Annotated in this window: 18 protein-coding genes; 7 read left to right on the plus strand and 11 right to left on the minus strand. The window is 71.4% G+C overall.

Annotation, left to right across the window (positions count from 1 at the left end; all coding sequences use genetic code 11):
• Nucleotides 1-17: 17 nt before the first annotated feature.
• Nucleotides 18-3467, minus strand: coding sequence for a GH92 family glycosyl hydrolase (locus tag IE277_RS10450; protein ID WP_229881189.1), 3450 nt, complete (start codon nt 3465-3467; stop codon nt 18-20).
• 460 nt (nt 3468-3927) lie between these two features.
• Here IE277_RS10450 and IE277_RS10455 point away from each other — a divergent pair, with 460 nt between their 5' ends.
• Entirely contained in the window at nt 3928-6621 is a 2694-nt protein-coding gene (locus IE277_RS10455) for a SpoIIE family protein phosphatase (protein ID WP_189950798.1), read from the plus strand.
• Nucleotides 6622-7376: 755 nt separating this feature from the next.
• On the opposite strand, the gene acnA is transcribed toward IE277_RS10455, so the two are convergent.
• Both acnA and IE277_RS10465 read right to left on the minus strand, forming a co-directional pair.
• Nucleotides 7377-10091: an aconitate hydratase AcnA gene (gene acnA / locus IE277_RS10460; RefSeq protein WP_308433367.1), complete on the minus strand. Its 2715-nt coding sequence runs from the start codon at nt 10089-10091 to the stop codon at nt 7377-7379.
• Between the two features lie 207 nt (nt 10092-10298).
• Nucleotides 10299-11090, minus strand: a complete 792-nt coding sequence (locus tag IE277_RS10465; protein ID WP_189950802.1) for an IclR family transcriptional regulator — start codon at nt 11088-11090, stop codon at nt 10299-10301.
• A gap of 254 nt (nt 11091-11344) precedes the next feature.
• Between IE277_RS10465 and IE277_RS10470 the strand changes: the two genes are divergently transcribed.
• The 6 genes from IE277_RS10470 (at nt 11345) to IE277_RS10495 (ending at nt 15808) form a co-directional block, all read left to right on the plus strand.
• The gene (locus tag IE277_RS10470) at nt 11345-12874 is read left to right on the plus strand and encodes a helix-turn-helix domain-containing protein (RefSeq protein WP_189950804.1); all 1530 of its coding nucleotides are present in this window, start codon (nt 11345-11347) and stop codon (nt 12872-12874) included.
• 48 nt (nt 12875-12922) lie between these two features.
• Nucleotides 12923-13099 (plus strand): hypothetical protein, encoded by a 177-nt coding sequence (locus tag IE277_RS10475; RefSeq protein WP_189950806.1) that lies wholly within the window; start codon nt 12923-12925, stop codon nt 13097-13099.
• Between the two features lie 167 nt (nt 13100-13266).
• Nucleotides 13267-14025 carry a class I SAM-dependent methyltransferase gene (locus IE277_RS10480; RefSeq protein WP_189950808.1) on the plus strand — a complete coding sequence of 253 codons (759 nt, stop codon included), beginning with the start codon at nt 13267-13269 and terminating at the stop codon, nt 14023-14025.
• 111 nt (nt 14026-14136) lie between these two features.
• Nucleotides 14137-14583 carry a flavodoxin family protein gene (locus tag IE277_RS10485; protein ID WP_189950810.1) on the plus strand — a complete coding sequence of 149 codons (447 nt, stop codon included), beginning with the start codon at nt 14137-14139 and terminating at the stop codon, nt 14581-14583.
• Nucleotides 14584-14718: 135 nt separating this feature from the next.
• The gene (locus IE277_RS10490; RefSeq protein WP_189950811.1) at nt 14719-14895 is read left to right on the plus strand and encodes a S1 domain-containing protein; all 177 of its coding nucleotides are present in this window, start codon (nt 14719-14721) and stop codon (nt 14893-14895) included.
• Between the two features lie 28 nt (nt 14896-14923).
• Nucleotides 14924-15808, plus strand: coding sequence for a squalene/phytoene synthase family protein (locus IE277_RS10495; RefSeq protein ID WP_189950812.1), 885 nt, complete (start codon nt 14924-14926; stop codon nt 15806-15808).
• Here IE277_RS10495 and IE277_RS10500 read toward each other — a convergent pair.
• The 8 genes from IE277_RS10500 to IE277_RS10535 all read right to left on the minus strand — a co-directional run bounded on the left by IE277_RS10500 (nt 15785) and on the right by IE277_RS10535 (nt 24435).
• Entirely contained in the window at nt 15785-16993 is a 1209-nt protein-coding gene (locus IE277_RS10500; protein ID WP_189950813.1) for an MFS transporter, read from the minus strand. The two genes, IE277_RS10495 and IE277_RS10500, sit on opposite strands and share 24 nt — an antisense overlap.
• The gene (locus IE277_RS10505; RefSeq protein ID WP_189950814.1) at nt 16990-17499 is read right to left on the minus strand and encodes a GNAT family N-acetyltransferase; all 510 of its coding nucleotides are present in this window, start codon (nt 17497-17499) and stop codon (nt 16990-16992) included. Before IE277_RS10505 ends, IE277_RS10500 begins: the two co-directional genes overlap by 4 nt.
• 1 nt (nt 17500) lies before the next feature.
• Complete coding sequence (locus tag IE277_RS10510) at nt 17501-18682, minus strand: type III PLP-dependent enzyme domain-containing protein (RefSeq protein WP_189950815.1); 1182 nt, start codon at nt 18680-18682, stop codon at nt 17501-17503.
• Entirely contained in the window at nt 18679-19968 is a 1290-nt protein-coding gene (locus tag IE277_RS10515; protein ID WP_189950816.1) for a DUF6271 family protein, read from the minus strand. The genes IE277_RS10510 and IE277_RS10515 overlap by 4 nt, the downstream gene beginning before the upstream one ends.
• Nucleotides 19965-20996, minus strand: coding sequence for a phytanoyl-CoA dioxygenase family protein (locus IE277_RS10520; RefSeq protein WP_189950817.1), 1032 nt, complete (start codon nt 20994-20996; stop codon nt 19965-19967). The genes IE277_RS10515 and IE277_RS10520 overlap by 4 nt, the downstream gene beginning before the upstream one ends.
• 96 nt (nt 20997-21092) lie before the next feature.
• Complete coding sequence (locus tag IE277_RS10525; protein WP_189950818.1) at nt 21093-22601, minus strand: glycoside hydrolase family 3 protein; 1509 nt, start codon at nt 22599-22601, stop codon at nt 21093-21095.
• Between the two features lie 8 nt (nt 22602-22609).
• Nucleotides 22610-23440, minus strand: coding sequence for a carbohydrate ABC transporter permease (locus tag IE277_RS10530; RefSeq protein ID WP_189950819.1), 831 nt, complete (start codon nt 23438-23440; stop codon nt 22610-22612).
• On the minus strand, nt 23437-24435 hold the full coding sequence (locus tag IE277_RS10535; protein WP_189950820.1) for a carbohydrate ABC transporter permease: 999 nt from the start codon (nt 24433-24435) through the stop codon (nt 23437-23439). Before IE277_RS10535 ends, IE277_RS10530 begins: the two co-directional genes overlap by 4 nt.
• Between the last annotated feature and the right edge of the window lie 29 nt (nt 24436-24464).

A 24464-nucleotide genomic window follows, 5' to 3' on the forward strand; every position in this document is an offset into this window, starting at 1 on the left:
CGGACACCCACCGGGGTTCAGTCCGTGGCCAGGGTGAACACATGCAGATCGTGGTCGTCGGGCAGCCTGACGCTGCTGATCAGCTTGCCTGCCGGGGCCCGGTAGGGCCTGGTGGCGAAGACATAGGTCGCCACCGGGTCCCGGCCGGCGCCCGCGGCGTTGCGGTACGGCGTCCGGGCGACGACCTCGTTGCCGTACCGGACGCCGCCGCCCCCGCCGCCCGCCGTCCAGTCGGTGAGGGACAGGTCGACGGTGCCGGTCGTGCCGTCGGTGTAGGTGACGGTCGCCCGGCCTTGCCGGTCGCCGTTGACCGCGCTGCCGATGAACGACAACGCGCCCGAGGGCGTGGGAAGCCGGACGGTCTGTCCGGCGCCCGAGGCGTTGTCCGGGCGGCCGTCGGGTGAGTTCGGCCAGGTGAAGGGCAGGCCGAAGGCCGAGGACCGCCCGCCCGGGGTCAGGCCGGCCGCGGCGAGGGCCTGACGGGAGTAGCTCCAGCCGCCGCCGTCGTAGTCGGCCTCGTCGTGGCCGCCCGTGTCGTCGCAGACACCGGTGTTGTCGTAGGCGGCGAGCAGGGTGCCGGGGGCGGCGACGGTGAGGGCGACGGGCTGCCGGTAGGAGGTGCCGGCGGAGGTCACCGTGACCCCGGCGTCCGCGAAGCCCTGCGGGGCGTCCGCGGCGGCGGTGAGGGTGATCTCCCGGGCGCCGCCCGTGACCGTGCCCGCGGCGGGCGTGGCCGTGACGCCGGCCGGGGTGTCCACGCGGAAGCGCACGCCGGGGCCGCCGCCGCCGTTCAGCGACAGCGCGCGGACGACGGTCCAGGTGCTGTCACCGGGTGCGAGCACGGCGGCGGTGGGGCCGACGCCGGTCTGGTACGGCTGCTCGCCCTCGCGGAAGGACGGCGGCGGGCTGTCCGCGCCCCAGCCGCGGTCCGGCGCGGCGGACAGGGTGTAGTCGAGCCGGCCGCCGTCACGGACGAAGGACGCCGGCAGCCAGGGACGGTCGCTGGTACGGCCGTCCACCTTCAGGGACCGGACGTACGGCGCGCCGGCCGCCGCCCCCCTCGCGCGGATCGAGATGTCGTTGCCCTGCGGGCGGCTGATCTCCACGCGCGCGAACAGCGGGGAGGCGAGGACCAGTTCGGCGCGGGAGGGCACCTGCGGATACATGCCGAGGGCGGCGAAGACGTACCAGGACGACATCGCGCCGAGGTCGTCGTTGCCGGGGATGCCGCCGGGCCCGGCCGACCACAGCCGCCGCATCGCGGCCCGCACGGTCGCCTGCGTCCGGTAGGGGGCGCCCGCGTAGTCGTACAGGTAGGGGACGTTGATCGACGGCTCGTTGGCCAGCTCGGCCCTGGTGCCGCCGTGGCCGGTGAGGGCCCAGTCGCCACCCTTGTCGTGGAAGAAGTCGTCGAGCCGGGCGAGTGCCCTGTCCCGGCCGCCCATGGCGGCGAACAGGCCCGCCGGGTCGTGCGGGACCATCCACGTGTACTGGGCCGCCGTGCCCTCCACGAAGCCGTTGCCGGTGTCCGGGGTGAAGCCGGTGACCCGGCTGCCGTCGGCCTTGCGATCGGCGGCATAGCCGCCCCCGGGGTCGGCCGCGACATCGAAGACGTTCTGCCACCACTGGGCGCGCCTGGCGAAGGCGGCGGCGGTCCCCTTCTCGCCTGCGGCGCGGGCGAGCTGGGAGAGGGAGAAGTCGGCCGTGGACATCTCCAGGGTCTCGGCGGCGCCGCCCCAGGCGTTGGAGACGCTCGGCATGTAGTGCAGCTTCAGGTACACGTCCAGCGAGGGACGCTGGCCGGCGGACAGCACCGGACGGCCCGCCGGGGAGAGGTCCTGCGCGGTGGGGACGGTGGCCGCCCGCACCAGCGAGCGCAGCGCGCCGCGCAGGTCGAAGCCGGTGCCGCCGAAGGCGCGGATGCCGGCCAGCGCGGTCGGCGAGGGGTCGCCGTTCATGACATGGGTGCCGCTCGCGCCGTGCAGCCAGCGGTCCCAGGTGCCGTCGTTCTGCCGGGCCAGCTCGTACAACGACTGGGCGATGTCGGAGCCGGTGCGCGCATCGAGCAGGGTGAGCAGCTGCAACTGGTTGCGGTAGACGTCCCAGCCGGAGAAGGTGCCGTACTGGGCGCGGTGCCCGGGGCCGACCCGGTGCACCGTGCCGTCGGCGCCCCGGTAGCGGCCGTCGGCGTCGCTGATGACGTTCGGATGCAGCAGCGCGTGGTACAGCGCGGTGTAGAAGGTGGTGCGGTCGGTGTCCGTACCGCCGCCGACCCGTACGGCGCCGAGCCGCTCGCGCCAGGCCCGGCGGGCCGCGCCGCGCACCGCGTCGAAGGAGCGGCCGGGCGGGTTCTCGGCGGCGAGGTTGGCCTCGGCGGCTGCCTTGCCGACGTAGGAGATGCCCACCTTGACGTGCACCGGGCCGGTGCCGGGCGCGAACGTGACATAGCCGCCGGCGCCCTTGCCCGCGACGGGCCGCCCGCCGTGCGCGAAGCCCCCGGTGCCGCCGGCCGCCGTCAGTGAGCCGGGGCTGAGCCGGTCGTCCCGCCAGGTGCCGGCGCTCGTGAAGGCGCGGTCGAAGCGGGCGGTGAAATACAGCGTGTAGTAGGCGCGTCGGCCCTCGGGGTCGAGATGGCCGCAGAAGTCGCCGGAGGTGACCGAGCCGGAGACGGTGCGGTGGGCGGGGTCGATCGTGACGGCCGAATTCTCCGAGCCCACCTCGGAGTTGGCGGTGCGCACCAGCAGCGAGGCGGGCTTGCCGGCGGGGTAGGTGAAGCGGGCCGAGCCGGTGTGTGCGGTGGCGGTGAGGTCGGCGGTGACCCCGGAGGCCAGGCCCACCGCGTAGTGACCGGGCTCGGCGCTCTCGTCGGCGTGCGCGAAGCCGGAGGCGTAGACGGCGTCGGCGGTGTCGCTCGCCGGGGAGGAGGTGACCTCGCCGGCGTAGGGGAAGAAGGGGATGTCGCCGCTGCCGCCCGCGCAGCCGGTGCCGGACATATGGGTGAGGCTGAAGCCCCGGACGCGGGTGGCGTCGTACCGGTAGCCGCCGGGCGCGGCGGTGCGGGTGGCGTCCCCCGTGGTGTTCTCGGGGCTCCAGGAGAGCATGCCGAAGGGCACGACGGCACCCGGGAAGACATCGCCGCCGTTCGCGGTGCCGATCAGTGGATCGACGTAGCCCGTCGGATCCTTGACTAGTGCCCCGGCAGGCAACGTTTGCCCGTCAAGGAGCGGCGTCCGGTGCGTGCTCTCGGCGTGCCGGCCGGAAGTCCTCGTACTGGGCGTACGTGGGCTTTCGGCCGGTGCGGCGAGAGGGCGTGCCGGGCGTCGCGACGGGGCGAACGTTGCCTGCCGGGGCACTAGCTCGCCGGGGGCGGCGCCCGTCGCAAGGGCGGGGGTGACGCCGAGGGCGGGGGTGGCGCCGCCGAGCGCGAGCGCGGCGGTCAGCAGCAGCGACAGGAGTCTGCAACGCATGACGCGGCCCTTCCTCCTGACGGACGGGTCGCGCACCACGGGTCGCACAAGCCGCAGGGACAGTAACGTGCGCCACCGTTACCACGGAAGACCGCCCACGCACCGGCAGCCACACGCTGACTTCACCCGGTCGGACTACCCCAAATGGGTTGACATCGTTGTCGGTTGAGGAGGTAGAGTCAGGTAAATAAAAGACAACGTTGTCGCGCAGGTCGGTCCACACCACAAGCCGGCACCACCCGGGCGGATGTCCACCAACCCCCCTCAGCCGCCCGGCTCGCGGACCCGGTGCGCACGACCACCGGGTCCGCCCAGAGCGTCCGCACACAGCGGAACAAACCCACCGCGCATGTGACCTGAGGGGCGAGAGTTTCCTCGCGTGAAGCGCGAGGCGGCGAAAATGTGTCCGTTCCCCGGACCAGCCATAGGCAGCAGAGCCATCCAGTGCTACAAATACCGCATGTCGGACGCATTCGCCCGATTCAGGCGTTTCATCTGGCGCTTCAGGGCCGGCAGGAGCCCACGCAGCGTCGCCGGGCAGGTTTTCCTGCTGCAAGTGGCACTTGTGGTGCTGCTCGTGCTGTGCGGCGTCATCGCGCTCGTCCTGCAGTCGGAACGCGACACCAGCAGTGAGGCACGGCGCAGGTCCATCGCCGTCGCGCAGACCTTCGCGCACTCCCCCGGCATGCTGCAGGCGCTGCGCTCCCCCGACCCGTCCAAGGTGCTCCAGCCGCTGACCGAGGCGGGCCGCAGGTCCGCGGGCGTCGACTTCATCGTGGTCATGAACACCAAGGGCATCCGCTACACCCACCCCATGCCGAGCAAGATCGGGCACCGGTTCGTGGGCCGGATCGGACCGTCACTGGCCGGGAAGATCTACACCGAGACGGTCCACGGGCCGCTCGGCCACGAGGAACAGGCGACCGTGCCCGTCTACGACGAACACGGCAAGGTCACCGCGCTCGTCTCGGCCGGGCTCAAGGTGAAGAACGTGACCAGTGAGGTGGACCGGCAGCTGCCGATCATCGTGGCCGCCGGGGCCGGCGCGCTCGTGGTGTCGACCGGCGGCACGGCGCTGGTGGGCCGGCGGCTGCGGCGGCAGACGCACAGCCTGGCCCCGGACGAGATGACCCGTATGTACGAGCACCACGACACGGTGCTGCACTCGGTGCGTGAGGGTGTGCTCATCATCGGCGAGGACGGACGGCTACTGCTGGTCAACGACGAGGCGGCACGGCTGCTGGAGCTGCCGCCCGACGCCGAGGGGCACACGGTGCGGGAGCTGGCGGGCCTCGACCCCGCGACCGTGGACCTGCTGGTCTCCGGGCGCGAGGCCTCCGACGAGGTGCACTTCGCCGGCGGACGGCTGCTGGCGGTCAACCAGCGGCACACACATCAGGCGGCGGGTCCCTGCGCGGCCGTGGTGACGCTGCGCGACTGCACCGAGCTGCAGGCCGTCTCCGGCCGGGCGGAGGTGACCCGGGAGCGCCTGGAGCTGCTGTACGACGCGGGCCTGGGCATCGGCAGCAGCCTCGACGTGGTCCAGACGGCCGACGAACTGACCCGGGTCGCCGTCCCCCGGTTCGCCGACTTCGTCACCGTGGACCTGGCCGACGCCGTGCTGCACGGCGAGGAACCGGCCCCCACGGCGACGGACATGCGGCGCGTCGCGGTCGGCGGCATCCGGGACGATCACCCGCTGTACGAGAAGGGGCGGCTGATCGACTTCCTGCCCTCCACCCCGCAGGCCCGCGGCTACAGCGCCGGCCGCTCCGAGCTGGTGACCGATCTGTCGACCGCCGACGGCTGGACCGAGCAGGATCCGCAGCGCGCCCGGCAGATCCTGGACTACGGCATCCACTCGCTGATCTCCGCCCCCATCCAGGCCCGCGGCACCGTGCTGGGCATCGCCAACTTCTGGCGTTCCAAGCGGGAGCCCTTCGACATGGAGGAGCTGTCGCTGGCGGAGGAGCTGGTGGCCCGCGCCGCGGTCAGCATCGACAACGCCCGCCGGTACACCCGCGAGCACGCCCTGGCCGTGACGCTGCAGCGCAGCCTGCTGCCGAGGGCGCTGCCCGCGCAGAGCGCCCTCGACGTGGCCTACCGCTATCTGCCCGCCCAGTCGGGTGTCAGCGGCGACTGGTTCGATGTGATCCCGCTGCCGGGCAGCCGGGTGGCGCTGGCCGTCGGCGACGTGGTCGGGCACGGGCTGCACGCCGCCGCGACAATGGGCCGGCTGCGGACCGCGGTGCACAACTTCTCCACCCTCGACCTGCCGCCCGACGAGCTGCTGAGCCATCTGGACGACCTGGTCGGCCGCATCGACCAGGACGAGGCCTGCCCCGAGACGGCCGACGAGATCGTGGGCGCGACCTGCCTGTACGGGATCTACGACCCGGTGACGCGGCGCTGTGTGATGGCCCGTGCCGGGCATCTCGCGCCCGCGCTGGTCTCGCCCGAGGGCAGCGTCGTCTTCCCCGATCTGCCGGCCGGGCCGCCGCTCGGCCTCGGCGGTATGCCGTTCCAGTCGGCGGAGTTCGAGCTGGCGGAGGGCAGCCAGCTCGTGCTGTACACCGACGGCCTGATCGAGGACCGCTCGCGCGATCTGGACGTCGGCATGGAGTTGCTGCGCCGGTCGCTGGCGGGACACCCCGACCGGCCGCCGGAGGAGAGCTGCCGGGCGGTGCTGGAGGAGCTGCTGCCCGAGCGTCCCGGGGACGATGTCGCCCTGCTGATCGCGCGCACCCGGGCACTGCCGGCCGAGCGGGTCGCCGACTGGGACGTGCCGCGCGATCCGGCCGCCGTGTCGGGGATGCGCGCCGCGGTGTCCGACAAGCTGGCCGAGTGGGGCCTGTCCGAGCTGGGCTTCGGGATGGAACTGGTGCTGAGCGAGCTGATCACCAACGCCATCCGCTACGGCTCCGATCCGGTCCATGTGCGGCTGATCCACGACCGCTCGCTGATCTGCGAGGTGGCCGACGGCAGCAGCACCTCCCCGCATCTGCGCTACGCGGCGACGACCGACGAGGGCGGCCGGGGCCTGTTCCTGGTCTCCCAGCTGGCCGAGCGCTGGGGCACCCGGTACACCCCGCAGGGCAAGGTGATCTGGGCCGAACTGACGGTGCCGGACCTGGACGCGCTCCTGGCGGAGTGAGGATGCGCGCGCGGTGGACGCCGAGGCCGGGGACGGTGCGGGTGTGGGCCGCGCCGTCGTCGGGGACGCCGGTGAGGGCGGAGCGCTGGGGTGCGGTGAGCGCGCGGGGGCTGTCGTCCCGGCGGACGACCGCACCGGCCGGCACCTCGCCGCCGGTGTCGAACCGGGCGGCGAGCAGTCCGGCGGGATGACCGCCGGTGCCGAGGAAGGTGAGGTCGGCGGGTCGTTCGGGGTGGCTGGCGGCACCGGTCATCCCGTGCTCGGCGGCGTCGTTCACCCGACCGTCCAACTCGACTGTCAGACAGGCGCGTTGAGCGAGGGCGATGGTGAGCCCGAGCCCGCCGCCGACGCAGACGAGGATCGCGGTGAGCAGGAGCGGCAGGCGGGTGCGCAGGGGGCGGGGTGCACGGCGGGTGCGGGGTGCACGGCGGTGCGGGGTGCGGGCCCGGTGCGGGGCAGGAGACGGCGAGTCAGCACGGTGTTCCTCTTCGCGCGCTGGTCGGCACCCTGCCCGGCGCCGGCCTGTGCGGCCTCGACGGCATGCCGAGCGGCGCCCGGGCCGGGACGGTCGGTGGGCGAAGGTGGCCGGTGCGGGACCGGGAGCGCCAGACATGGAGCAATCCTGTGCCGGTCCGCTGGGGGAAGGCTGTGTCCCACCTGAGCCGGGGGGGATGACCTGGTCACGGCATGGCGGAGGGCCGCACCCCCGGCTGACGGGGATGCGGCCCTCGGGATCTGCGGTGCCGCGGTGCCGCTTACTTGCGGATCAGGTTGCGCAGCACGTACTGCATGATGCCGCCGTTGCGGTAGTAGTCGGCCTCACCGGGGGTGTCGATGCGGACGACCGCGTCGAACTCGACGCCCGTGTCGGTGGTGACCTTGACCGTGCTCGGCGTGGTGCCGTCGTTGAGCTCGGTCACGCCGGAGATCGAGAAGGTCTCCTCGCCGGTCAGGCCGAGCGAGTCGGCCGACTGGCCCGCCGGGAACTGCAGCGGCAGGACGCCCATGCCGATGAGGTTCGAGCGGTGGATGCGCTCGTACGACTCGGTGATGACGGCCTTGACGCCGAGGAGCGCGGTGCCCTTGGCGGCCCAGTCACGGGACGAACCGGAGCCGTACTCCTTGCCGCCCAGGATGACCAGCGGGGTGCCGGCGGCCTGGTAGTTCTGCGAGGCGTCGTAGATGAACGACACCGGGGCGTCGGCCTGGGTGAAGTCGCGGGTGTAGCCCCCCTCGGTGCCCGGCGCGATCTGGTTGCGCAGGCGGATGTTGGCGAACGTGCCGCGGATCATGACCTCGTGGTTACCGCGACGGGAACCGTACGAGTTGAAGTCGCGGCGCTCGACGCCGTGCTCCGACAGGTACGTGCCCGCCGGGGTGTCGGCCTTGATCGCACCGGCCGGGGAGATGTGGTCGGTGGTGACCGAGTCGCCGAGCTTGGCGAGGACGCGGGCGCCCGCGATGTCCTGGACCGGGGCCGGCTCCATCTGCATGCCCTCGAAGTACGGGGGCTTGCGGACGTAGGTCGACTCGCTGTCCCACTCGAAGGTGTTGCCGGTGGGGACCGAGAGGGCCTGCCACTGGGCGTCACCGGCGAACACGTCCGCGTACGACTTCGAGAACATGTCCTCGCCGATGGCGTTGGCGACGACGTCGTTGACCTCGGCCTCCGACGGCCAGATGTCGGAGAGGAAGACCGGCTTGCCGTCCTGGTCGGTGCCCAGGGCGTCGCGCGTGATGTCCACCTTCATCGAACCGGCGATGGCGTACGCGACGACCAGCGGCGGGGAGGCCAGGTAGTTCATCTTGACGTCGGGGTTGATACGGCCCTCGAAGTTCCGGTTGCCGGAGAGGACCGAGGTGACCGCGAGGTCGTGGTCGTTGACGGCCTTCGAGACCTCCTCGGGCAGCGGGCCCGAGTTGCCGATGCAGGTGGTGCAGCCGTAGCCGACGAGGTTGAAGCCGACCTTGTCGAGGTACGGGGTCAGACCCGACTTGTCGAAGTAGTCGGTGACGACCTTCGAGCCCGGGGCGAGGGTGGTCTTGACCCACGGCTTGCGGGTCAGGCCCTTCTCGACCGCCTTCTTCGCGACGAGGGCCGCGGCCACCATCACATACGGGTTCGAGGTGTTGGTGCAGGACGTGATCGCGGCGACGGTGACGGCGCCGTGGTCGATCTCGTACGTCGAACCGTCGGGGGCGGTCACGGTGACCGGGTTCGACGGAACGCCGTTGGTGGTGGCCGGGGCGTCGGAGGCCGGGAAGGACTCCTTGCCGGCCTCGTCGGCGGTGTCGACGTAGTTGCGGACGTCGAGCGCGAACTGCTGGGCGGCGTTCGCGAGGACGATGCGGTCCTGCGGGCGCTTCGGGCCGGCGATGGAGGGGACGACCGTGGAGAGGTCGAGCTCCAGCTTCTCGGAGAAGTCCGGCTCGGCGGCCGGGTCCAGCCAGAGGCCCTGCTCCTTGGCGTACGCCTCGACCAGCGCGACCTGCTGGGCGTCGCGGCCGGTCAGGCGCAGGTAGTTCAGCGTCTCGTCGTCGATCGGGAAGATCGCGGCGGTGGAGCCGAACTCCGGCGACATGTTGCCGATGGTGGCGCGGTTCGCGAGGGACGTGGCGGCGACGCCCTCACCGTAGAACTCGACGAACTTGCCGACGACACCGTGCTTGCGCAGCATCTCGGTGATCGTGAGCACGAGGTCGGTGGCGGTGGTGCCGGCCGGCAGCTCGCCGGTCAGCTTGAAGCCGACGACCCGCGGGATGAGCATCGAGACCGGCTGGCCGAGCATGGCGGCCTCGGCCTCGATACCGCCGACGCCCCAGCCGAGCACGCCCAGGCCGTTGACCATCGTGGTGTGCGAGTCGGTGCCGACCAGGGTGTCCGGGTAGGCCTGGCCACCGCGGACCATGACCGTACGGGCCAGCTTCTCGATGTTGACCTGGTGCACGATGCCGGTGCCCGGCGGGACGACCTTGAAGTCGTCGAACGCGGTCTGGCCCCAGCGCAGGAACTGGTAGCGCTCCTTGTTGCGGCCGTATTCGAGGTCGACGTTCTGCTTGAAGGCGTCGCTCGTGCCGAACTTGTCGGCGATGACGGAGTGGTCGATGACCATCTCGGCCGGGGACAGCGGGTTGATCTTCGCCGGGTCGCCGCCGAGGGCCTTCACGGCCTCACGCATGGTCGCGAGGTCCACGACACAGGGCACGCCGGTGAAGTCCTGCATGATCACGCGGGCCGGCGTGAACTGGATCTCCTGGCTGGGCTGGGCCTGGGAGTCCCAGCTCCCGAGGGCGCGGATGTGGTCGGCGGTGATGTTCGCGCCGTCCTCCGTGCGGAGCAGGTTCTCCAGCAGGACCTTGAGGCTGTACGGCAGGCGGGCCGAGCCCTCCACCTTGTCCAGCCGGAAGATCTCGTACGACTCGTCGCCCACCTGCAGCGTGCTGCGGGCGTCGAAGCTGTTCGCCGACACGACAGTCTCCTTCATTGATGTGCGCGTACCACCGTCAATCGTGCCGTCACCCCGGTCTGGCCAATCCGCTAAGGTAAGGCTAAGTTAGGTAACCCTTAGTGGGTGACGGGCTGCGGTGCGCCTGGCAGATATCTCGATGTCGAGATAACTCTAGTACATGGGCGCGCGATGGTCATGCGCGGGCGGGGGTGCGGCGCCGGTGGCGCGTCACTCCGGCATGCTCGTCGGTGCGCCTGTCGCTGTGCCCGTCGGTGCACCCGTTGCCGTGCCGGGAGCGGGGAGCCGGGCCAGTTGGGTGCCGACCAGGACCGCCGCGCGGCGCAGGGCCTCGGCGAGCGGGGGGAGCCGGCGCGGGTCGAGGACGGTGGCGTTGATCGCGGCGACAACGTTGCCAGACGGGCCGCGCACGGGCGCCGCGACACAGAACAGGCCGGGGACGCACTCCTCGTGGTCATAGGCCACGCCCTGGTCCCGGGCCAGCGCGACCCGGCGGGACCAGGCACGGCCCGACAGTCCCGGCGGTGGCGCGGCGGGCGCGAAGAGGACTTCCGGGGCGGTGCCCGGCGGCAGGACCGCGCCGGCCCGCAGCGTGAACAGCTCGTCCACCTCGCCGCGTATCCCCGCGACGAGCAGCGGACCGCCGTCGTCCGGCACGGCCACGCTCAGGCCCACGCGGGCGTACTCGACGGTGAGCCGGCGCAGCGGCTGGGCCGCCGCGGTGCGCAGCAGCTGGGCGGGCTGCCAGCACTGACCCAGCCGGAAGGCGAGGGGCCCGACGCGGTAGCGCCCGGCCCGGCGCTGGACGGCACCGAGCGTGACCAGTTGGTCGAGGAGCCGGTGCGCGGTGGTCTTGGGCAGACCCGCGCACGCCGCCAAGCGTGTCAGGCCCAAGTCCTCGTCATGTGCCGCGAGTGCTTCCAGGAGGGCGAACGCGCCGTCGAGGACGGGCCGCCCGCGAGGCGGCCGCGCGTCGGGCCCTCCAGGGACAGTGCCGGCCATCGGCCGCCCCCTTCGTCTCCCGAGCAGTTCAGAGCACCTCGATAAACGCGCGATGAATGTCCGCTCAACGCGCCCGACGCACGGGCGGACCGGCTCGACGCGGCACGAAGTCCCGCAAGACCACGGCGACTTGGTGCCGCCACGCCCCCTATGCTCAATTCGGGCATAAGTGGCCGGATACCATCGACACGACACATCACCCGAATGGACCCCCCTGGCGGGTGCCATCTCATATCTGAGATAGCCTCAGCCTCATGGCAGACGACTACCTCGTACGCATCGGCAAGCTCATCCGTGACGCCCGGCAACACCGAGGCTGGACTCAGACGCAGCTCGCGGAGGCGCTCGGCACCAGCCAGAGCGCGGTCAACCGCATCGAGCGCGGCAACCAGAACATCAGCCTTGAGATGATCGCCCGGATCGGAGAGGCCCTGGACAGCGAGATCGTGTCGCTGGGGTACGCGGGTCCGATGCATCTGCGAGTCGTCGGCGGTCGCCGGCTGTCCGGCGCCATCGATGTGAAGACCAGCAAGAACGCCTGCGTGGCGCTGCTGTGCGCCTCGCTGCTCAACAAGGGCCGCACCGTGCTGCGCCGGGTCGCGCGGATCGAGGAGGTCTATCGCCTGCTGGAGGTGCTCAACTCCATCGGCGTGCGCACCCGCTGGATCAACGACGGCATCGACCTGGAGCTGGTGCCGCCCGCCGAGCTGGAGATGGCGGCGATCGACGCGGAGGCCGCCGTACGCACCCGCTCGATCATCATGTTCCTGGGCCCGCTGCTGCACCGCATGGACACCTTCAAGCTGCCGTACGCCGGCGGCTGTGACCTCGGCACGCGGACCATCGAGCCGCACATGATCGCGCTGCGCCGGTTCGGCCTGGACATCGCGGCCACCGAAGGGCAGTACCACGCGCAGGTCGACCGCACGGTCCGCCCCGACCGCCCGATCGTGCTGACCGAGCGCGGCGACACCGTGACCGAGAACGCGCTGCTGGCCGCCGCCCGGCACGACGGCGTCACGGTCATCCGCAACGCCTCCTCCAACTACATGGTCCAGGACCTGTGCTTCTTCCTGGAGACGCTGGGGGTCAAGGTCGAGGGCATCGGCACCACCACGCTCACCGTGCACGGCGTGCCGAACATCGACGTCGACGTCGACTACTCCCCCTCCGAGGACCCGGTCGAGGCGATGAGCCTGCTGGCCGCCGCCGTGGTCACAGAGTCGGAACTCACCGTCCGCCGCGTCCCCATCGAGTTCCTGGAGATCGAGCTGGCGGTCCTGGAGGAGATGGGCCTCGACCACGACCGCAGCCCGGAGTACTGCGCGGACAACGGCCGTACGCGCCTGGTGGACCTCACGGTCCGCCCCTCCAAGCTCGAAGCGCCCATCGACAAGATCCACCCGATGCCCTTCCCGGGCCTGAACATCGACAACGTCCCGTTCTTCGCGGCCATCGCGGCGGTCGCGCAGGGCAAGACCCTCATCCACGACTGGGTCTACGACAACCGCGCGATCTACCTCACGGACCTCAACCGCCTCGGCGGCCGCCTCCAGCTCCTGGACCCGCACCGGGTCCTGGTCGAGGGCCCGACCCGCTGGCGCGCCGCCGAGATGATGTGCCCGCCGGCCCTGCGCCCCGCCGTGGTCGTCCTGCTCGCGATGATGGCGGCCGAGGGCACGTCGGTGCTGCGCAACGTCTATGTCATCAACCGGGGTTACGAGGACCTCGCCGAGCGCCTGAACTCGATCGGGGCGCAGATCGAGACCTTCCGCGACATCTAGGAATCCTCACCGCCGGCAGACCTGCGACCGGTGCGTACCCTTCGGGGTATGAGGGCACCCGACACGTCCGAGATCACCCGCACCGAGTGCCAGAAGTGCGGCGCGGAGATCCACGGCCTGAACGGCCGCTACTGCTGTGCCCTGTGCGGCTGGGTCAATCACTGGTCCGAGGGGCACCGCGACCTCCCCGACCTGGAGGACGACCCGGACTACCCCGGCCAGTGACGCACGATCCGCAACCCCTGCCCCTGTGGCGGGGGCTGCGGCCGCTCCCACCGCGGGCTTGTCTCGTACGCAGATCTGGACAGACGGCTGATCTTTTGTGGTTTATGCCAATACGGCCTGCCGCCCGGATCCGTAGAGACTGCCAGGCACAACGAGGGGAGCATTCCATGGCTGACGCACAGCAACAGTACGACCGGATCGGGGAAGCGTTCGAGGGCTTCAAGGCCCTGCCGCTGGCGCGGTACGGGGAGGTGCCCGGCTTTCTGGCCATGGTCGGGGACGTCGCCGGGAAGTCGGTGATCGACCTGGGGGCCGGTACGGGCTTCTACGCACGGGAGTTCAAGCGGCGCGGGGCGTCCGATGTCTTCGCCGTCGACGTGTCCCCCGAGATGATCGCTGTCGGCGAGAAGCTGGAAGAGGCGGCTCCGCTGGGGGTGCGGTACGCGGTCGGCGACGTCGCAGGCGTGGCGGACCTGACCGGCTCGGCGACCCGTTTCGACATCGGCGTAGCGGTTCAGCTGTTCAACTACGCCGAGGATGTGGCCACGATCGAGCTGATGTGCCGCAACATCCACGCCCTCCTCGACGAGGGCGCCCCGCTGTACGTGTTCGCACAGAACCCGGCGTACCGGTTCGACGGTCCGCCGCTGGACAAGTACGGATTCCGCTGTGAAGCCACCGGCGAGTCCTCGCCCGTGGGGACGCCGGTCAGGGTCACCGCCCTGATCGACGGTCACCCGGTCACGTTCACGGCGATCCCGCCGAGCCGCACGACGTACGAGACATGTCTTCAGGCGGCCGGGTTCACCGGTATCGAGTGGGTGCCGCTGGAGATCTCGCCGGCCGGGGTGGAGAAATTCGGTCAGGAATTCTGGGCCGACTTCTACGGCAACCCGCCGCTGGCCATGCTCCGCTGCCGCGCCTGACGGCCGGTCCCGAGCCGCGTGACCCGGGCCACACGGGCCCGGTGTCACGTTTTTGGCGGCTGCCGTGTCCTGTGGACGGAACGCGGCACTCGCGTACACGGGAGGAACGGCATGACGAGGACTCTGATCATCTGCACGTCGGTGTCACACGGCAACACCCGACGGGTCGCGGAGGCGATGGCGGAGGTGCTGGGGGCGAAGGTGGTCGAGCCGGACCAGGTCGAGCTCGCCGAACTGGGCGACTACGACCTGATCGGCTTCGGCTCCGGGATCTTCAACCGGAGGTTCCATCCCGACCTCCTCCGATTCGTCTCCGCCCTGCCGGGGGCGCACGGCAGCGCGTTCGTCTTCGCGACCAGCGGCCTTCCGGGGGTCCGATTCGAGCCGCTGCTGCGCGCCCTTCAGGACAAGGGCTTCAAGACGGCGGGCACGTTCTCCTGCCGTGCCTTCGACACCTGGGCCCCGTTCAAGCCGGTCGGCGGCATCCGTAAGGGACGGCCCGACCGGAGTGACCTCCAGGCGGCGCGGCAGTTCGCCGAGGGACTGCGAGGCCGGTGACGGAAGGCTGTTGACTTCCGGTCAAACACTGGCCGACGCGCCGTATGCCTCTTCCCACCCTTCGACACGGCGGGTGATGCTCTGCTCACCGGGGGACATCAGGAGCTTCACGACCGACCCACGGAGGACAGGACGATGCCGCTCGGAAGGATCGCCGTGTACAACGACGCGGACTGCTTGGGCATCATCACCGGCGAGGACGGCGAAGTACGCCCGTTCTCCGGGATGGAGACGCAGACCACGCGCGAGGGGCAGCGGGTCCTGTTCGACGTCGTCGGCGAGAAGGCCACCAATGTGATCGCCGTTCGGTGACGCCGCCGGCTCGCTCTACGATCGGCTCATGCGAGCGTGGACGAAGAGCCTGGACGCGGCCGGTGTCCGGGAGCCCGGGTTGCGTACGGACTACGACCGGCAGCGGCAGCTGGTACGGCGGTACCGGCGCACCGCGTACCTGGCCGTCAGGCTGCTGCTGCGGGGGCCGGCGCTGGCGCACGTGGTGGCGATGACCGCCGTGATGCATCACGGGGACAACCTCCTGGACACCGGTCCGCTGCCCCGGCGCGAGGCGGCGTGGGCCGACTGGGAACGGCAGGTGCGCAAGGCGCTGGAGACCGGGACGAGCGACATCCCGCTGCTGCGCACGCTCGCGCACACCGTGTCCGCCCGGCCGCGGCTGCGCGAGACCGTGGCGGCCTATCTGTCGACCGCCACGGCCGAACTGCACTTCGCCGGCTTCGCCACCGAGGCGGAGTACCAGACCTATGTGGACGCCTACTCGTTCCCCGCCTTCATGCTGATCGCGGACCTGCTCGGGCCGGAGGGCGACGACGCCGCGTACCGGGCCGCATGCCGGACCTTCATCGACGGCAGCCAGCGGCTCGACTTCGTCAACGACCTCGCCGAGGACCTGCGGGAAGGGCGCATGGGCATCCCTGCGGCGACGCTGGAGCGCTTCTCGCTCGGCGCGGCCGAACTGGCGGCCGGCCGCGGCGGCGCGGACCTGGAGGCACTCGTGAACGACCAAGTCACCGCCGCCCGCGCCTCCTTGAGGGCCGCCCTGGAACTGCCCGACCTGATCCCCGCTCCCGGCCGGCGGCTGGTGCGCGCGCTGGTCGAGATCGAACTGCTCACCGCGGACGCGGTACAGGCGCGCGGCGCCGGGGTACTGCACGGTTCCGTGAGCCCGCCGCCCACTCGGGCCCTACGCGTTCTCATGGGCCGCTGACGAAGCCCCGGCGGCGGCCGGCACGGGGGCGCGGCCGGCCCAGGGGATCCGGAACGCGGTCAGTGTGACGACGAGGGCCGAGACGGCGACCGTGGTCATGCCCAGGGTCAGATTCGTCGCGCTCGCCACGAAGCCGATCAGGGCGGGGCCCGCCAGCAGGCCCGTGGTGCCCATCGCGGCGACCAGGGCCAGGGCGTCGGAACCATGGCCGGCGGCCGCGACGTAGACGCAGGGGGTGACGGCGGCCGCGCCGAGACCGACGCAGGCGAAGCCGAGGAGCGTCGGGACCACCCCGCCGGCCGCGAGGGCGAGGGCCAGTCCGGCGGCGGCCACCGCGCTGCCGGCGCGGACCACCGGGCCGTCGCCGAAGCGGGTGCGCCAGCGGTCGGCGCGGAGCCGGGCCAGCAGCATCATCACGGAGACGACCGCGATACCGAGGGGCGCGACGGACGCCGACGCCCTGACGACGTCCTTCAGATAGAGCGTCGACCAGTCGTTCATGGCGCCCTCGGTGATCGTGCCGAAGGCCATGGCGCAGCCCAGCAGCAGGGTCGTCCAGGAGGGCAGGCTCCAACTGCCCCTGTTTTTCGGCTCGTTGGGCTTGTCCGGTTCGCTGTGGGTCATGAGGCCGGGGCGGGCGCCCGCGAGCAGGAGCAGCAACAGGGCCCCGGCCACGGTGAAGTGCGCCGGGACGGACGCGGTCAGGCCGGTCACACCGGAGCTGAGCAGCGCGGCGGCGAGCAGTCCCGCGCTGAAGGTGGCGTGCAGCTGGGACATGGCGGTGCGGTCGTACGCCTTCTCCAGCGCGGCCCCCTGCGCGTTCATGGCGACGTTGAGGCAGCCGACCGCGACTCCGTCGGCGCACACGGCGAGCAGGGCGAGCGGATAGTCCGGGACGGCGGACAGGGCCGCGAGGACGGCGATCAGGCACCCGGCCGAGGCCAGCGACAGCCGCCGGGAGCCGAGGCGCCGCATCAGGGCGGCGACGAGCGGGAAGGAGGCCGCCGCGCCGGCCCCGCAGGCCATCAGCAGCAGGCCCACCTCCCCGGCTCCCAGATCCAGCCGGGTCTTCAGCGCGGGGAGGCGGGAGACCCAGGTGCCGTACTGGAAGCCGAGGAAGCAGAAGAGCGCGGCGATCGACCACTTGGCCCGGCGGAAGCCGGCGGGATCGGGTGCGATGGTCATCGGCTCGCCTTCCGTACGGCGGCCACCTGCGCCGACATGTACACCGCGCCGTCGCCGTAACCGGCCGGCAACCGGGCCTCGTGGTGGGGCCGGTAGCCGTTGGTGCGCCAGAAGGGCTCCTTGCCGGCGACCGCGATCAGCGACATGGTCGCGAAGCCGCGGACGCGGGCCACGTCGGTCAGGTGGTGGACCAGGCGGCTGCCGAGCCCTGTGCGCCGCAGCGGCGCGGTGACGACCAGGTCGTGCAGATGGAGGTTGGCGGCGGAGCGGTGGACGGCCCGCTCGGGCCGGTTCAGGTCGGGGCAGCGGAACCTCGGGTAGGGCAGGGCCAGTACATAGCCCGTGATCCGGCCGCCGCGGTCCAGGACGAAGCAGGTGCCCGCCGCGGCCCGGGACCGCAGGCCGGCCTCGCCCTCGGTGAGCGAGGTGTCCGCGTACGCCTCGGCCTCCAGGGCCGCGACCTGGGGCCAGTCGGCCTCGGTGAGGCCCCGGATGTGGTCGCTCATGTCAGTGCTGTCCTTCCTGGCCGCGTACGCAGACGCACGGCAGCGGGCGGATGCCGTTGAACCCCTGGGTCATATAGCTGGTGGCGTAGGCGCCGGCGGAGAGGATCCAGACCGGGTCGCCGGAGGTGACGCTCGCCGGGACGCGGACCGTGTGGCGGCCCTCGCCGTAGGCGTCGTCGCTGTCGCAGCTGGGGCCGGCGACGACGGCCCGGACGTGTTCCGCCGCGTCGAGATGGCCGGGGAAGACCATCCGGTGTGTCAACTGGTCCATTTCATAGAGCCCGTTGAACTTCCCGCAGCTCAGGTAGAGCCAGTGGACATCGGTTCCGTCCGGCTGCCGGCGCCGGGTCAGCCGGGCGACATGGGCGCGGACGGCGCCGTGGTCGGCGACCAGATGGCGGCCCGGTTCCATGACGAAGGCCAGCGGGGCGGGTGAGAGGCCGCGCAGGTGGTCCATGCCCTCGCGGAGCACGGTGAAGATCTTGTCGAGGGGTGGGTCGAGGGGGTTGCCGTGGCGGTCCTGGTAGCCGAGCGCGGGCAGACCGCCGCCGAGGTTCACATGGTCGAGTACGATCCCCCGCCCGGCCAGCGCCGTCAGGGTCTCGGCGAGGGTGTCGAGGGCCTGCTGCCAGCCCTCCGTGGTCATCTGCTGGGAGCCGACGTGCACGGACAGGCCGGCCGGGGTGAGACCGGCCGCGCGGGCCGTGGCCAGCACCCGGACGGCGTCCTCGGGCGCGCAGCCGAACTTGCGGTTCAGGCCCCACAGGGCGCCGTCCCCGCTGGTGGCGAGGCGGCAGAACACCCGGGCGCGGGGCGCGTGCGCGGCGATGGCGGTGACGTCCTCGACGCTGTCGGTGGCGAAGGTGCGGACACCCAGGCGGTGGGCCGCGGCGATGTCCTGGTCGGACTTGATGGTGTTGCCGTAGTGGACGAGGCCGGCGGGGGCGCCGGCGTGGAGCGCCTGCGCGATCTCGGCGGGGCCGGCGGCGTCGAATCCCGCTCCGCGGGCGGCCAGGCAGTGCAGGACGTCGTCGACGGGGCAGGACTTGAGCGCGAAGCGGATGTCGATTCCGGGCAACTCGCGGAGCAGGGTGTCGTATTGGTGCTCGATGCCGGTGAGGTCGTAGACGATGCGGTCGGTTTCGGCCGCGGCCAGGGGCTCGCGCCCTTTGCGGGCGTTCATGTGCGGGCCGCTTCGATGAGTGCCGGCCAGACGTCGGCCAGGTGGGCGAAGTCCTCGATGTCGGATGCGGCCTCATCGAGCAACTGCGCGCGTTCTTCTGCCAGTTGCTCGGCGAACGCCGCGTACCGTCCGCCCAGTTTGCGGTAGGCGGTGTCGATCCGGTCCAGGCGCCAGACGTTCTCCGTGCGGTCCAGGGCGGTGCTGTCCCGCAGGAACCCGACGATGCGGTCGGGGCGGACCTGCTGCCGGTCGTCGAGGAGCCGGTCGCCCTCGGCCGCCATGCGGTCGTAGACGTCGTGGAAGTAGAGCATCGACAGCAGGAACTTCACGAACCGCCGCTGATAGGCCGGGAACCCGGTGTCGCTGCGGCGTTCGGGGGTGTGGAAGTTCTCGATGTGGCGGTTGTGCAGGATGCCGGGCAGGCGGGCGTCGTGCACCAGGTGGAGGAGGAAGTAGTCGCTGCCGATGGTGTCGGTGGCGGGCGGCAGCGGGATCCGTTCGTACACCGCGCGGTCGAAGGCGATGTTGCACATGTCGACGCGCATGGGGTCGACCAGGGTGAGGGTGGAGTGGTCGCCGGTGAAGGGGGCCGTGCCCGCGCCGGTGAAGGATTCCCCGACCAGGTCGCGTCGGCGCTCCTCCGGCCAGTCGCCCGGCGCCCAGAGGCCGACGACGTCCCTGTAGACGCCTTCGTCCAGTCGTCGCATCTCCCCGATGTCGACGGAGAGTTCGCCGATGAAGGAGGCGCCGGCGAGGGAGACCGGACGGTGCAGCAGGTTCAGGGCGAGCTCGGTGCGGGTGACCGTGCCGGTGGCCTCGGCGGCGGGCCTGCCCAGCCAGGGCAGTTCATGGTGGATGGGGAACACCGGTTGTCCGGCGTGGAGTTGGTAGGAGCTGTCGGAGTCGCGGCGGTGCACCGAGGTACAGCCGAGGGCGGCCGCCAGCAGGAAGGCGCGGTTGGTGCAGGCGCCGTAGGAGACGGCGGGCGGCAGCATGAGACGGACCAGCCGGTCGGGCTCGGGCAGCCCGGCCTGCTCGACGGCCCGGCGCAGGACGTCCCGCTGCGCGTCCTCGTCGAGGTGGTGGACGGTGACGTGGCGGGCCGGGGGCAGGGCGGCGAGGACCCGGGCGTGTGCGACACGGGTGCGCTCGCCGGAGGAGTCGAGGATGAGCAGCTGGACGTCGGCGCCGAAGTGCCGGGCGGCATAGGCGGCTTCGGCGTGGATCGCGGTGAGCGTGGCGGAGCAGGCCCGGTTGGTGGGCAGGCACAGGCAGATCCGGTTCACTGTGCCTCTTCCGCGGTGGCCCAGGAGTCCAGTCCGAGCAGCCTGCGGCCGAGCGGGGTGAGCGTGGCCGGTCCGTAGCGGTCGGCCTCGGGCTCGCGGGCGTCGCCGAGGAGGGTGGCGTTCCACTCGGGGGTCGCGAGGGTGCGCCAGGAGGTGACGCGGGAGTCGCGCAGCGCGGTGTGCTCCTCCAGCGCGGGCATCATCGACAGGTACTGGACGGCTCGGACACCGTTGTCAGAGAGGTTCGGTGCCACGCCGTGCGCCAGCATCCCGTTGAAGATGAGCAGGTCACCGGCCTGGAGGTCGGGGCGGATCACCGGGAACTCGGCGCGGTCGGCGCCGGGGCGGACGGGGTCGCGGCCGGGCGGCCGGGTGATGCGCCACTCCTCGAAGCGGCGGAAGAGTTCCGGGGCGCACTGGAAGCCGCCCAGTTCGGGCCGGGTGTCGTTCAGGGCGATGATGCCCTGGACGCGCTGCGGGAGGACGGCGAGGGTGGTGTCGACGTCCCAGTGCAGTTCGATGTCGAAGCCCTCGTCGGTGGGCTCGATCAGGGAGCGCGAACGGGTGCGTATGTTCGGCGGGTTGAGGTTGAGCCGGTCCAGGGTGACCCACAGCTGCGGGCAGTCCCAGACGTCCACGAAGGCGTCGTAGACCCGCTGGGTCTGGCGGCTGTCCCACAGGAGTTGATGGTGGTAGGCCTCGACGAAGCCGTAGATGAACAGGTGCTGGTCGAGTTCGGAGCGGAACTCCGGCTGCTCGTACCAGGTGTCGGGGCGGTCCGGGTCGAGGTCCTGGAACTGCCAGGCGAAGTCCAGGAGTTGCTTGGCCTCGCCGGGGGTGATGGCCTCGCGGACGACGACATAGCCGTACGACTGCCAGAAGGCGAGGTCCGCCTCGGACAGTACGCGCAGGGGCTCGGACTTCTCGATGTCGCGCAGCGGGGTCGGGGTGAGGTAGGTCTCGGCGTCGGCGCTGAAGTAGGGGCGGGCGGAGGCCGCCCGGTGGAGGAAGGGGTGGGGCGTCTGCATGCGATTCCTCTGGAGCACAAGTGCGGTTGAGATCCGGGAAAAGAGCAAGATCGAGCGGGCCGCCCGCGTCGGCGGGCGGCCGGTGACTCACGCGGGTCAGCCCGCGACGACGGCCTCGGCGGCCGCGACCCCGCAGACCCGGGCGGCGCCGTAGGTGGCGAGGTGCAGGGCGCCGCGCGGGGCGGCCTGCGGCAGGCCCATCTCCACGACCACGGTGTCGGGGCGGGCGGCGAGCAGGGTGTCGAGGGCGGCGCCCATCCAGGGGTGCCGGTGCTCGTCGCGGACCACGGCGACGATCCGGCGGCCCTTGAGGGCGGCGAGGGCGGCTTCACCGGCTCCCTCGCCGGAGAAGGCGGCGGACTCGGTGCCGGGCAGCAGCCGTTCCAGCTCGGCGGCGACGCCCCACGGGGTCTGGTCGCCGACGGCGATGTTGCGCTCCGGCTCGAACTGGGCGACGAACACAGGGGCGTCGAGCGGCGCCGCGGCGCCGGCGCGGGTCACGCGCAGTGCGCGGCGGGCCGCGACCAGGCCGATCTCCGGCTGCGGCGCGGTGTCCGCCCGGCCGCGCGCCCGGGCGGTCCACGCGGCGAGCGCGCGCACCCGTGCGGCGGCGTCGGCGAGCCGCTCCTCAGGCAGTTCGCCGGAGCGTACGGCGGCCACGAGGGCGTCCCGGAGCTTCAGCACCGTGCCCTCGTCGCACAGTCCGCCGCCGACGCAGATGGCGTCGGCGCCGGCCGCGATCGCGAGGACCACGCCGTGCTCCAGGCCGTAGGTGCCGGAGATGGCGCGCATCTCCATGCCGTCGGTGACGATGAGGCCCTGGTAGCCGAGTTCCTCGCGCAGCAGCCCGGTGAGGATGCGGCGGGAGAGGGTGCCGGGGCGGTCGGGGTCGAGGGCCGGGACGAGGATGTGCGCGCTCATGATCGCCCGGGTGCCGGCGGCGATGGCCGCGCGGAACGGGGGCAGTTCGCGCTCGTAGAGGGTGTCGGCGTCGACGTCGATGCGGGGTACGGCGTGGTGGGAGTCGACGTTGGTGTCGCCGTGGCCGGGGAAGTGCTTGGTGCAGGCGGCGACGCCGGTGGACTGCAGGCCCTCCACCCAGGCGGCGGTGTGCCGGGCGACCAGGCCGGTGCTCGCGCCGAAGGAGCGCACACCGATGACGGGGTTGTCGGGGTTGGCGTTGACGTCGGCGGAGGGCGCCCAGTCGAAGTTGACGCCGCAGGCGGCAAGGCGCCGGCCCAGTTCGCGGGAGACGGCCCGGGTGAGGTCGGGGTCGTCGACGGCGCCGAGGGCGTGGTTGCCGGGGAAGGAGGAGCCGGTGCGTACGTCGAGGCGGGTGACGTCGCCGCTCTCCTCGTCGATGGCGACGAGCAGGTCGTCCCGTTCCGCCCTCAACTGTGCGGTGAGATCGGCGACTTGGTCCTCGGTGACGACGTTGCGGCCGAACAGGGCGACGGAGGCGAGGCCCTCCCCGAGGCGGCGGCGCACCCAGTCGGGGGCGGTGGTGCCGTCGAACCCCGGCTGGAGGACGGCGAGGGCGTCGCGGGTGAGGGTGTCGCCCGCGGCGGAGCCGCTGTCAGACCCGGTGGTGGTGAGTGTGGTCATCGGCGGGGTCATCCCTTCACGGCGCCGTCGGTGAGACCGCTGACAGCCTTGCGTTGCAGGAAGATGAAGAGGATCAGGATGGGCAGCGCGAACAGCGACGAGGCGGCCATGGTGGCGCCCCAGTCGTCACCGAAGGCGGTCTGGAACTGCGACAGCCACAGCGGCAGCGTCTGCTTCTCGATGTCCTTGTTGAGGATCAGGACGAGCGGGAACTCGTTCCAGGCGGTGATGAACCCGAACAGCGAGGTCGCCATCAGGCCGGGGGCCAGCAGCGGGAAGATCACCTTGCGGAAGGCCTGCATACGGGTGCAGCCGTCGACCATCGCCGACTCCTCCAGCTCCTTCGGCACGGCGGCGACGTAGCCGCGCAGCGTCAGGATGGTGAGGGGCAGCACCATCATCGTGTAGAAGACGGTGAGCGGGACCAGGCTGTTGAGCATGTCGTCATCGCGGACGATCATGTAGATGGCGATGATCATGACCTCCCAGGGGGCCATCTGCGCCAGCATGAACGTCACGATGAGCCCGCGCCGGCCCCTGAACCGCATACGGGCGAGCGCGAAGGCCGCGAACAGGGCGATGACGAGCGAGAAGACGACCGACAGGACCGTGACGGTGACGGAGTTGACGACCAGGGTCCAGAAGTGGTCGGCGTGGATCGCCTTCTGGAAGTGGCTGAGGGTGAGGTTCGTCGGGAACCACACCGGGTCCTCGGAGATGATGTCGTTGGTCGGCTTGAAGGCCGTCGCGAACATCCAGTAGACGGGGAACACGAAGCCGACGAAGAGGATGACGGCGGTCGCGTTGGGCCAGATACGGCCGAAGAGCGAGCGCTTCACAGCTCGTCCTCCTCTTGTTTGAGCACCATGCGCAGGTAGTACGAGGTGATGATGAGCAGCGCCAGGATGGTCAGGAAGGAGATCGCCGCGCCGACGCCGAAGTGCTGGTTGCCGACGCCCTCGACATAGGCGTAGATCGGCAGGGTCTCGGTGAGGCGGTCGGGGCCGCCCTCGTTGATGGCGAAGACCTGCGGGAACGCCTTGAAGACCCAGATGACCTCGAGGAAGGTCGTGGCGTAGAGGAACGGCCGCAGGAAGGGCAGGGTCACCGAGGTGAAGCTCTGCCAGGCGCCGGCGCCGTCCAGGGACGCGGCCTCGTACAGTTCCCGGGGGATGGTGGTGGTGGCGGCGTACAGGTTGATGGCGACGAACGGGACCGACTGCCACACGATGAGCAGGATGATCACGGAGAAGGTGGAGAACTGGCTGCCCAGCCAGTTGTAGTCGGCCATGGAGTGCCAGCCGAGCTTGTCCAGGACCCAGTTGACGACGCCGAAGCGCTGGGCGAACAGCCACTGGTAGACGGTGGTGGCCGCGATGTAGGGCATGGCCCAGGCGAGGACGAGGCCCACCAGGAGGGTGAGCCGCATCTTTTTGCCGAGGCGGGCCAGCAGCAGGCCGATCAGGGTGCCGAACGCCATGATCAGGACGACGTTGACGGCGGTGAAGAAGACCGAGCGCTCGACGACCTTCCAGAAGTCCGGACCGGTCAGGACCTCCTTGTAGTTGTCGACGCCGTTCCACTCGGTGAGATGCTGGATGAGCTGCCGCGGGTTGAGGTTCTGGAACGACAGCATGCCGTTCTTGACCAGGGGCCAGCCGAGCAGGACCACGGTGGCCAGCAGTGCGGGCAGCAGGAGCAGGTAGGGGGCGGCGACGCCGCGGCGGGACGGGGACCCGGAGTCACGGTCCGCACCCCGTGGCGGCCCCGGTATCCGGGCCTTGCGGACAGCGGGCTCCCCGGCCGTGTCCGTGCCTTCGGTCTGCACTGACATGAATTGCCATCTCTTCCGTGGCCGTACGA

Source organism: Streptomyces alanosinicus, assembly GCF_014650595.1.
Lineage (GTDB): Bacteria > Actinomycetota > Actinomycetes > Streptomycetales > Streptomycetaceae > Streptomyces > Streptomyces alanosinicus.

Bases quoted from the DNA above. Each gene is read 5' to 3' on its own strand.
- IE277_RS10450 (WP_229881189.1), bottom strand. From the start codon at position 3,467: ATGCGTTGCAGACTCCTGTCGCTGCTGCTGACCGCCGCGCTCGCGCTC.
- IE277_RS10455 (WP_189950798.1), top strand. From the start codon at position 3,928: ATGTCGGACGCATTCGCCCGATTCAGGCGTTTCATCTGGCGCTTCAGG.
- IE277_RS10465 (WP_189950802.1), bottom strand. From the start codon at position 11,090: ATGGCCGGCACTGTCCCTGGAGGGCCCGACGCGCGGCCGCCTCGCGGG.
- IE277_RS10470 (WP_189950804.1), top strand. From the start codon at position 11,345: ATGGCAGACGACTACCTCGTACGCATCGGCAAGCTCATCCGTGACGCC.
- IE277_RS10475 (WP_189950806.1), top strand. From the start codon at position 12,923: ATGAGGGCACCCGACACGTCCGAGATCACCCGCACCGAGTGCCAGAAG.
- IE277_RS10480 (WP_189950808.1), top strand. From the start codon at position 13,267: ATGGCTGACGCACAGCAACAGTACGACCGGATCGGGGAAGCGTTCGAG.
- IE277_RS10485 (WP_189950810.1), top strand. From the start codon at position 14,137: ATGACGAGGACTCTGATCATCTGCACGTCGGTGTCACACGGCAACACC.
- IE277_RS10490 (WP_189950811.1), top strand. From the start codon at position 14,719: ATGCCGCTCGGAAGGATCGCCGTGTACAACGACGCGGACTGCTTGGGC.
- IE277_RS10495 (WP_189950812.1), top strand. From the start codon at position 14,924: ATGCGAGCGTGGACGAAGAGCCTGGACGCGGCCGGTGTCCGGGAGCCC.
- IE277_RS10500 (WP_189950813.1), bottom strand. From the start codon at position 16,993: ATGACCATCGCACCCGATCCCGCCGGCTTCCGCCGGGCCAAGTGGTCG.
- IE277_RS10505 (WP_189950814.1), bottom strand. From the start codon at position 17,499: ATGAGCGACCACATCCGGGGCCTCACCGAGGCCGACTGGCCCCAGGTC.
- IE277_RS10510 (WP_189950815.1), bottom strand. From the start codon at position 18,682: ATGAACGCCCGCAAAGGGCGCGAGCCCCTGGCCGCGGCCGAAACCGAC.
- IE277_RS10520 (WP_189950817.1), bottom strand. From the start codon at position 20,996: ATGCAGACGCCCCACCCCTTCCTCCACCGGGCGGCCTCCGCCCGCCCC.
- IE277_RS10525 (WP_189950818.1), bottom strand. From the start codon at position 22,601: ATGACCACACTCACCACCACCGGGTCTGACAGCGGCTCCGCCGCGGGC.
- IE277_RS10535 (WP_189950820.1), bottom strand. From the start codon at position 24,435: ATGTCAGTGCAGACCGAAGGCACGGACACGGCCGGGGAGCCCGCTGTC.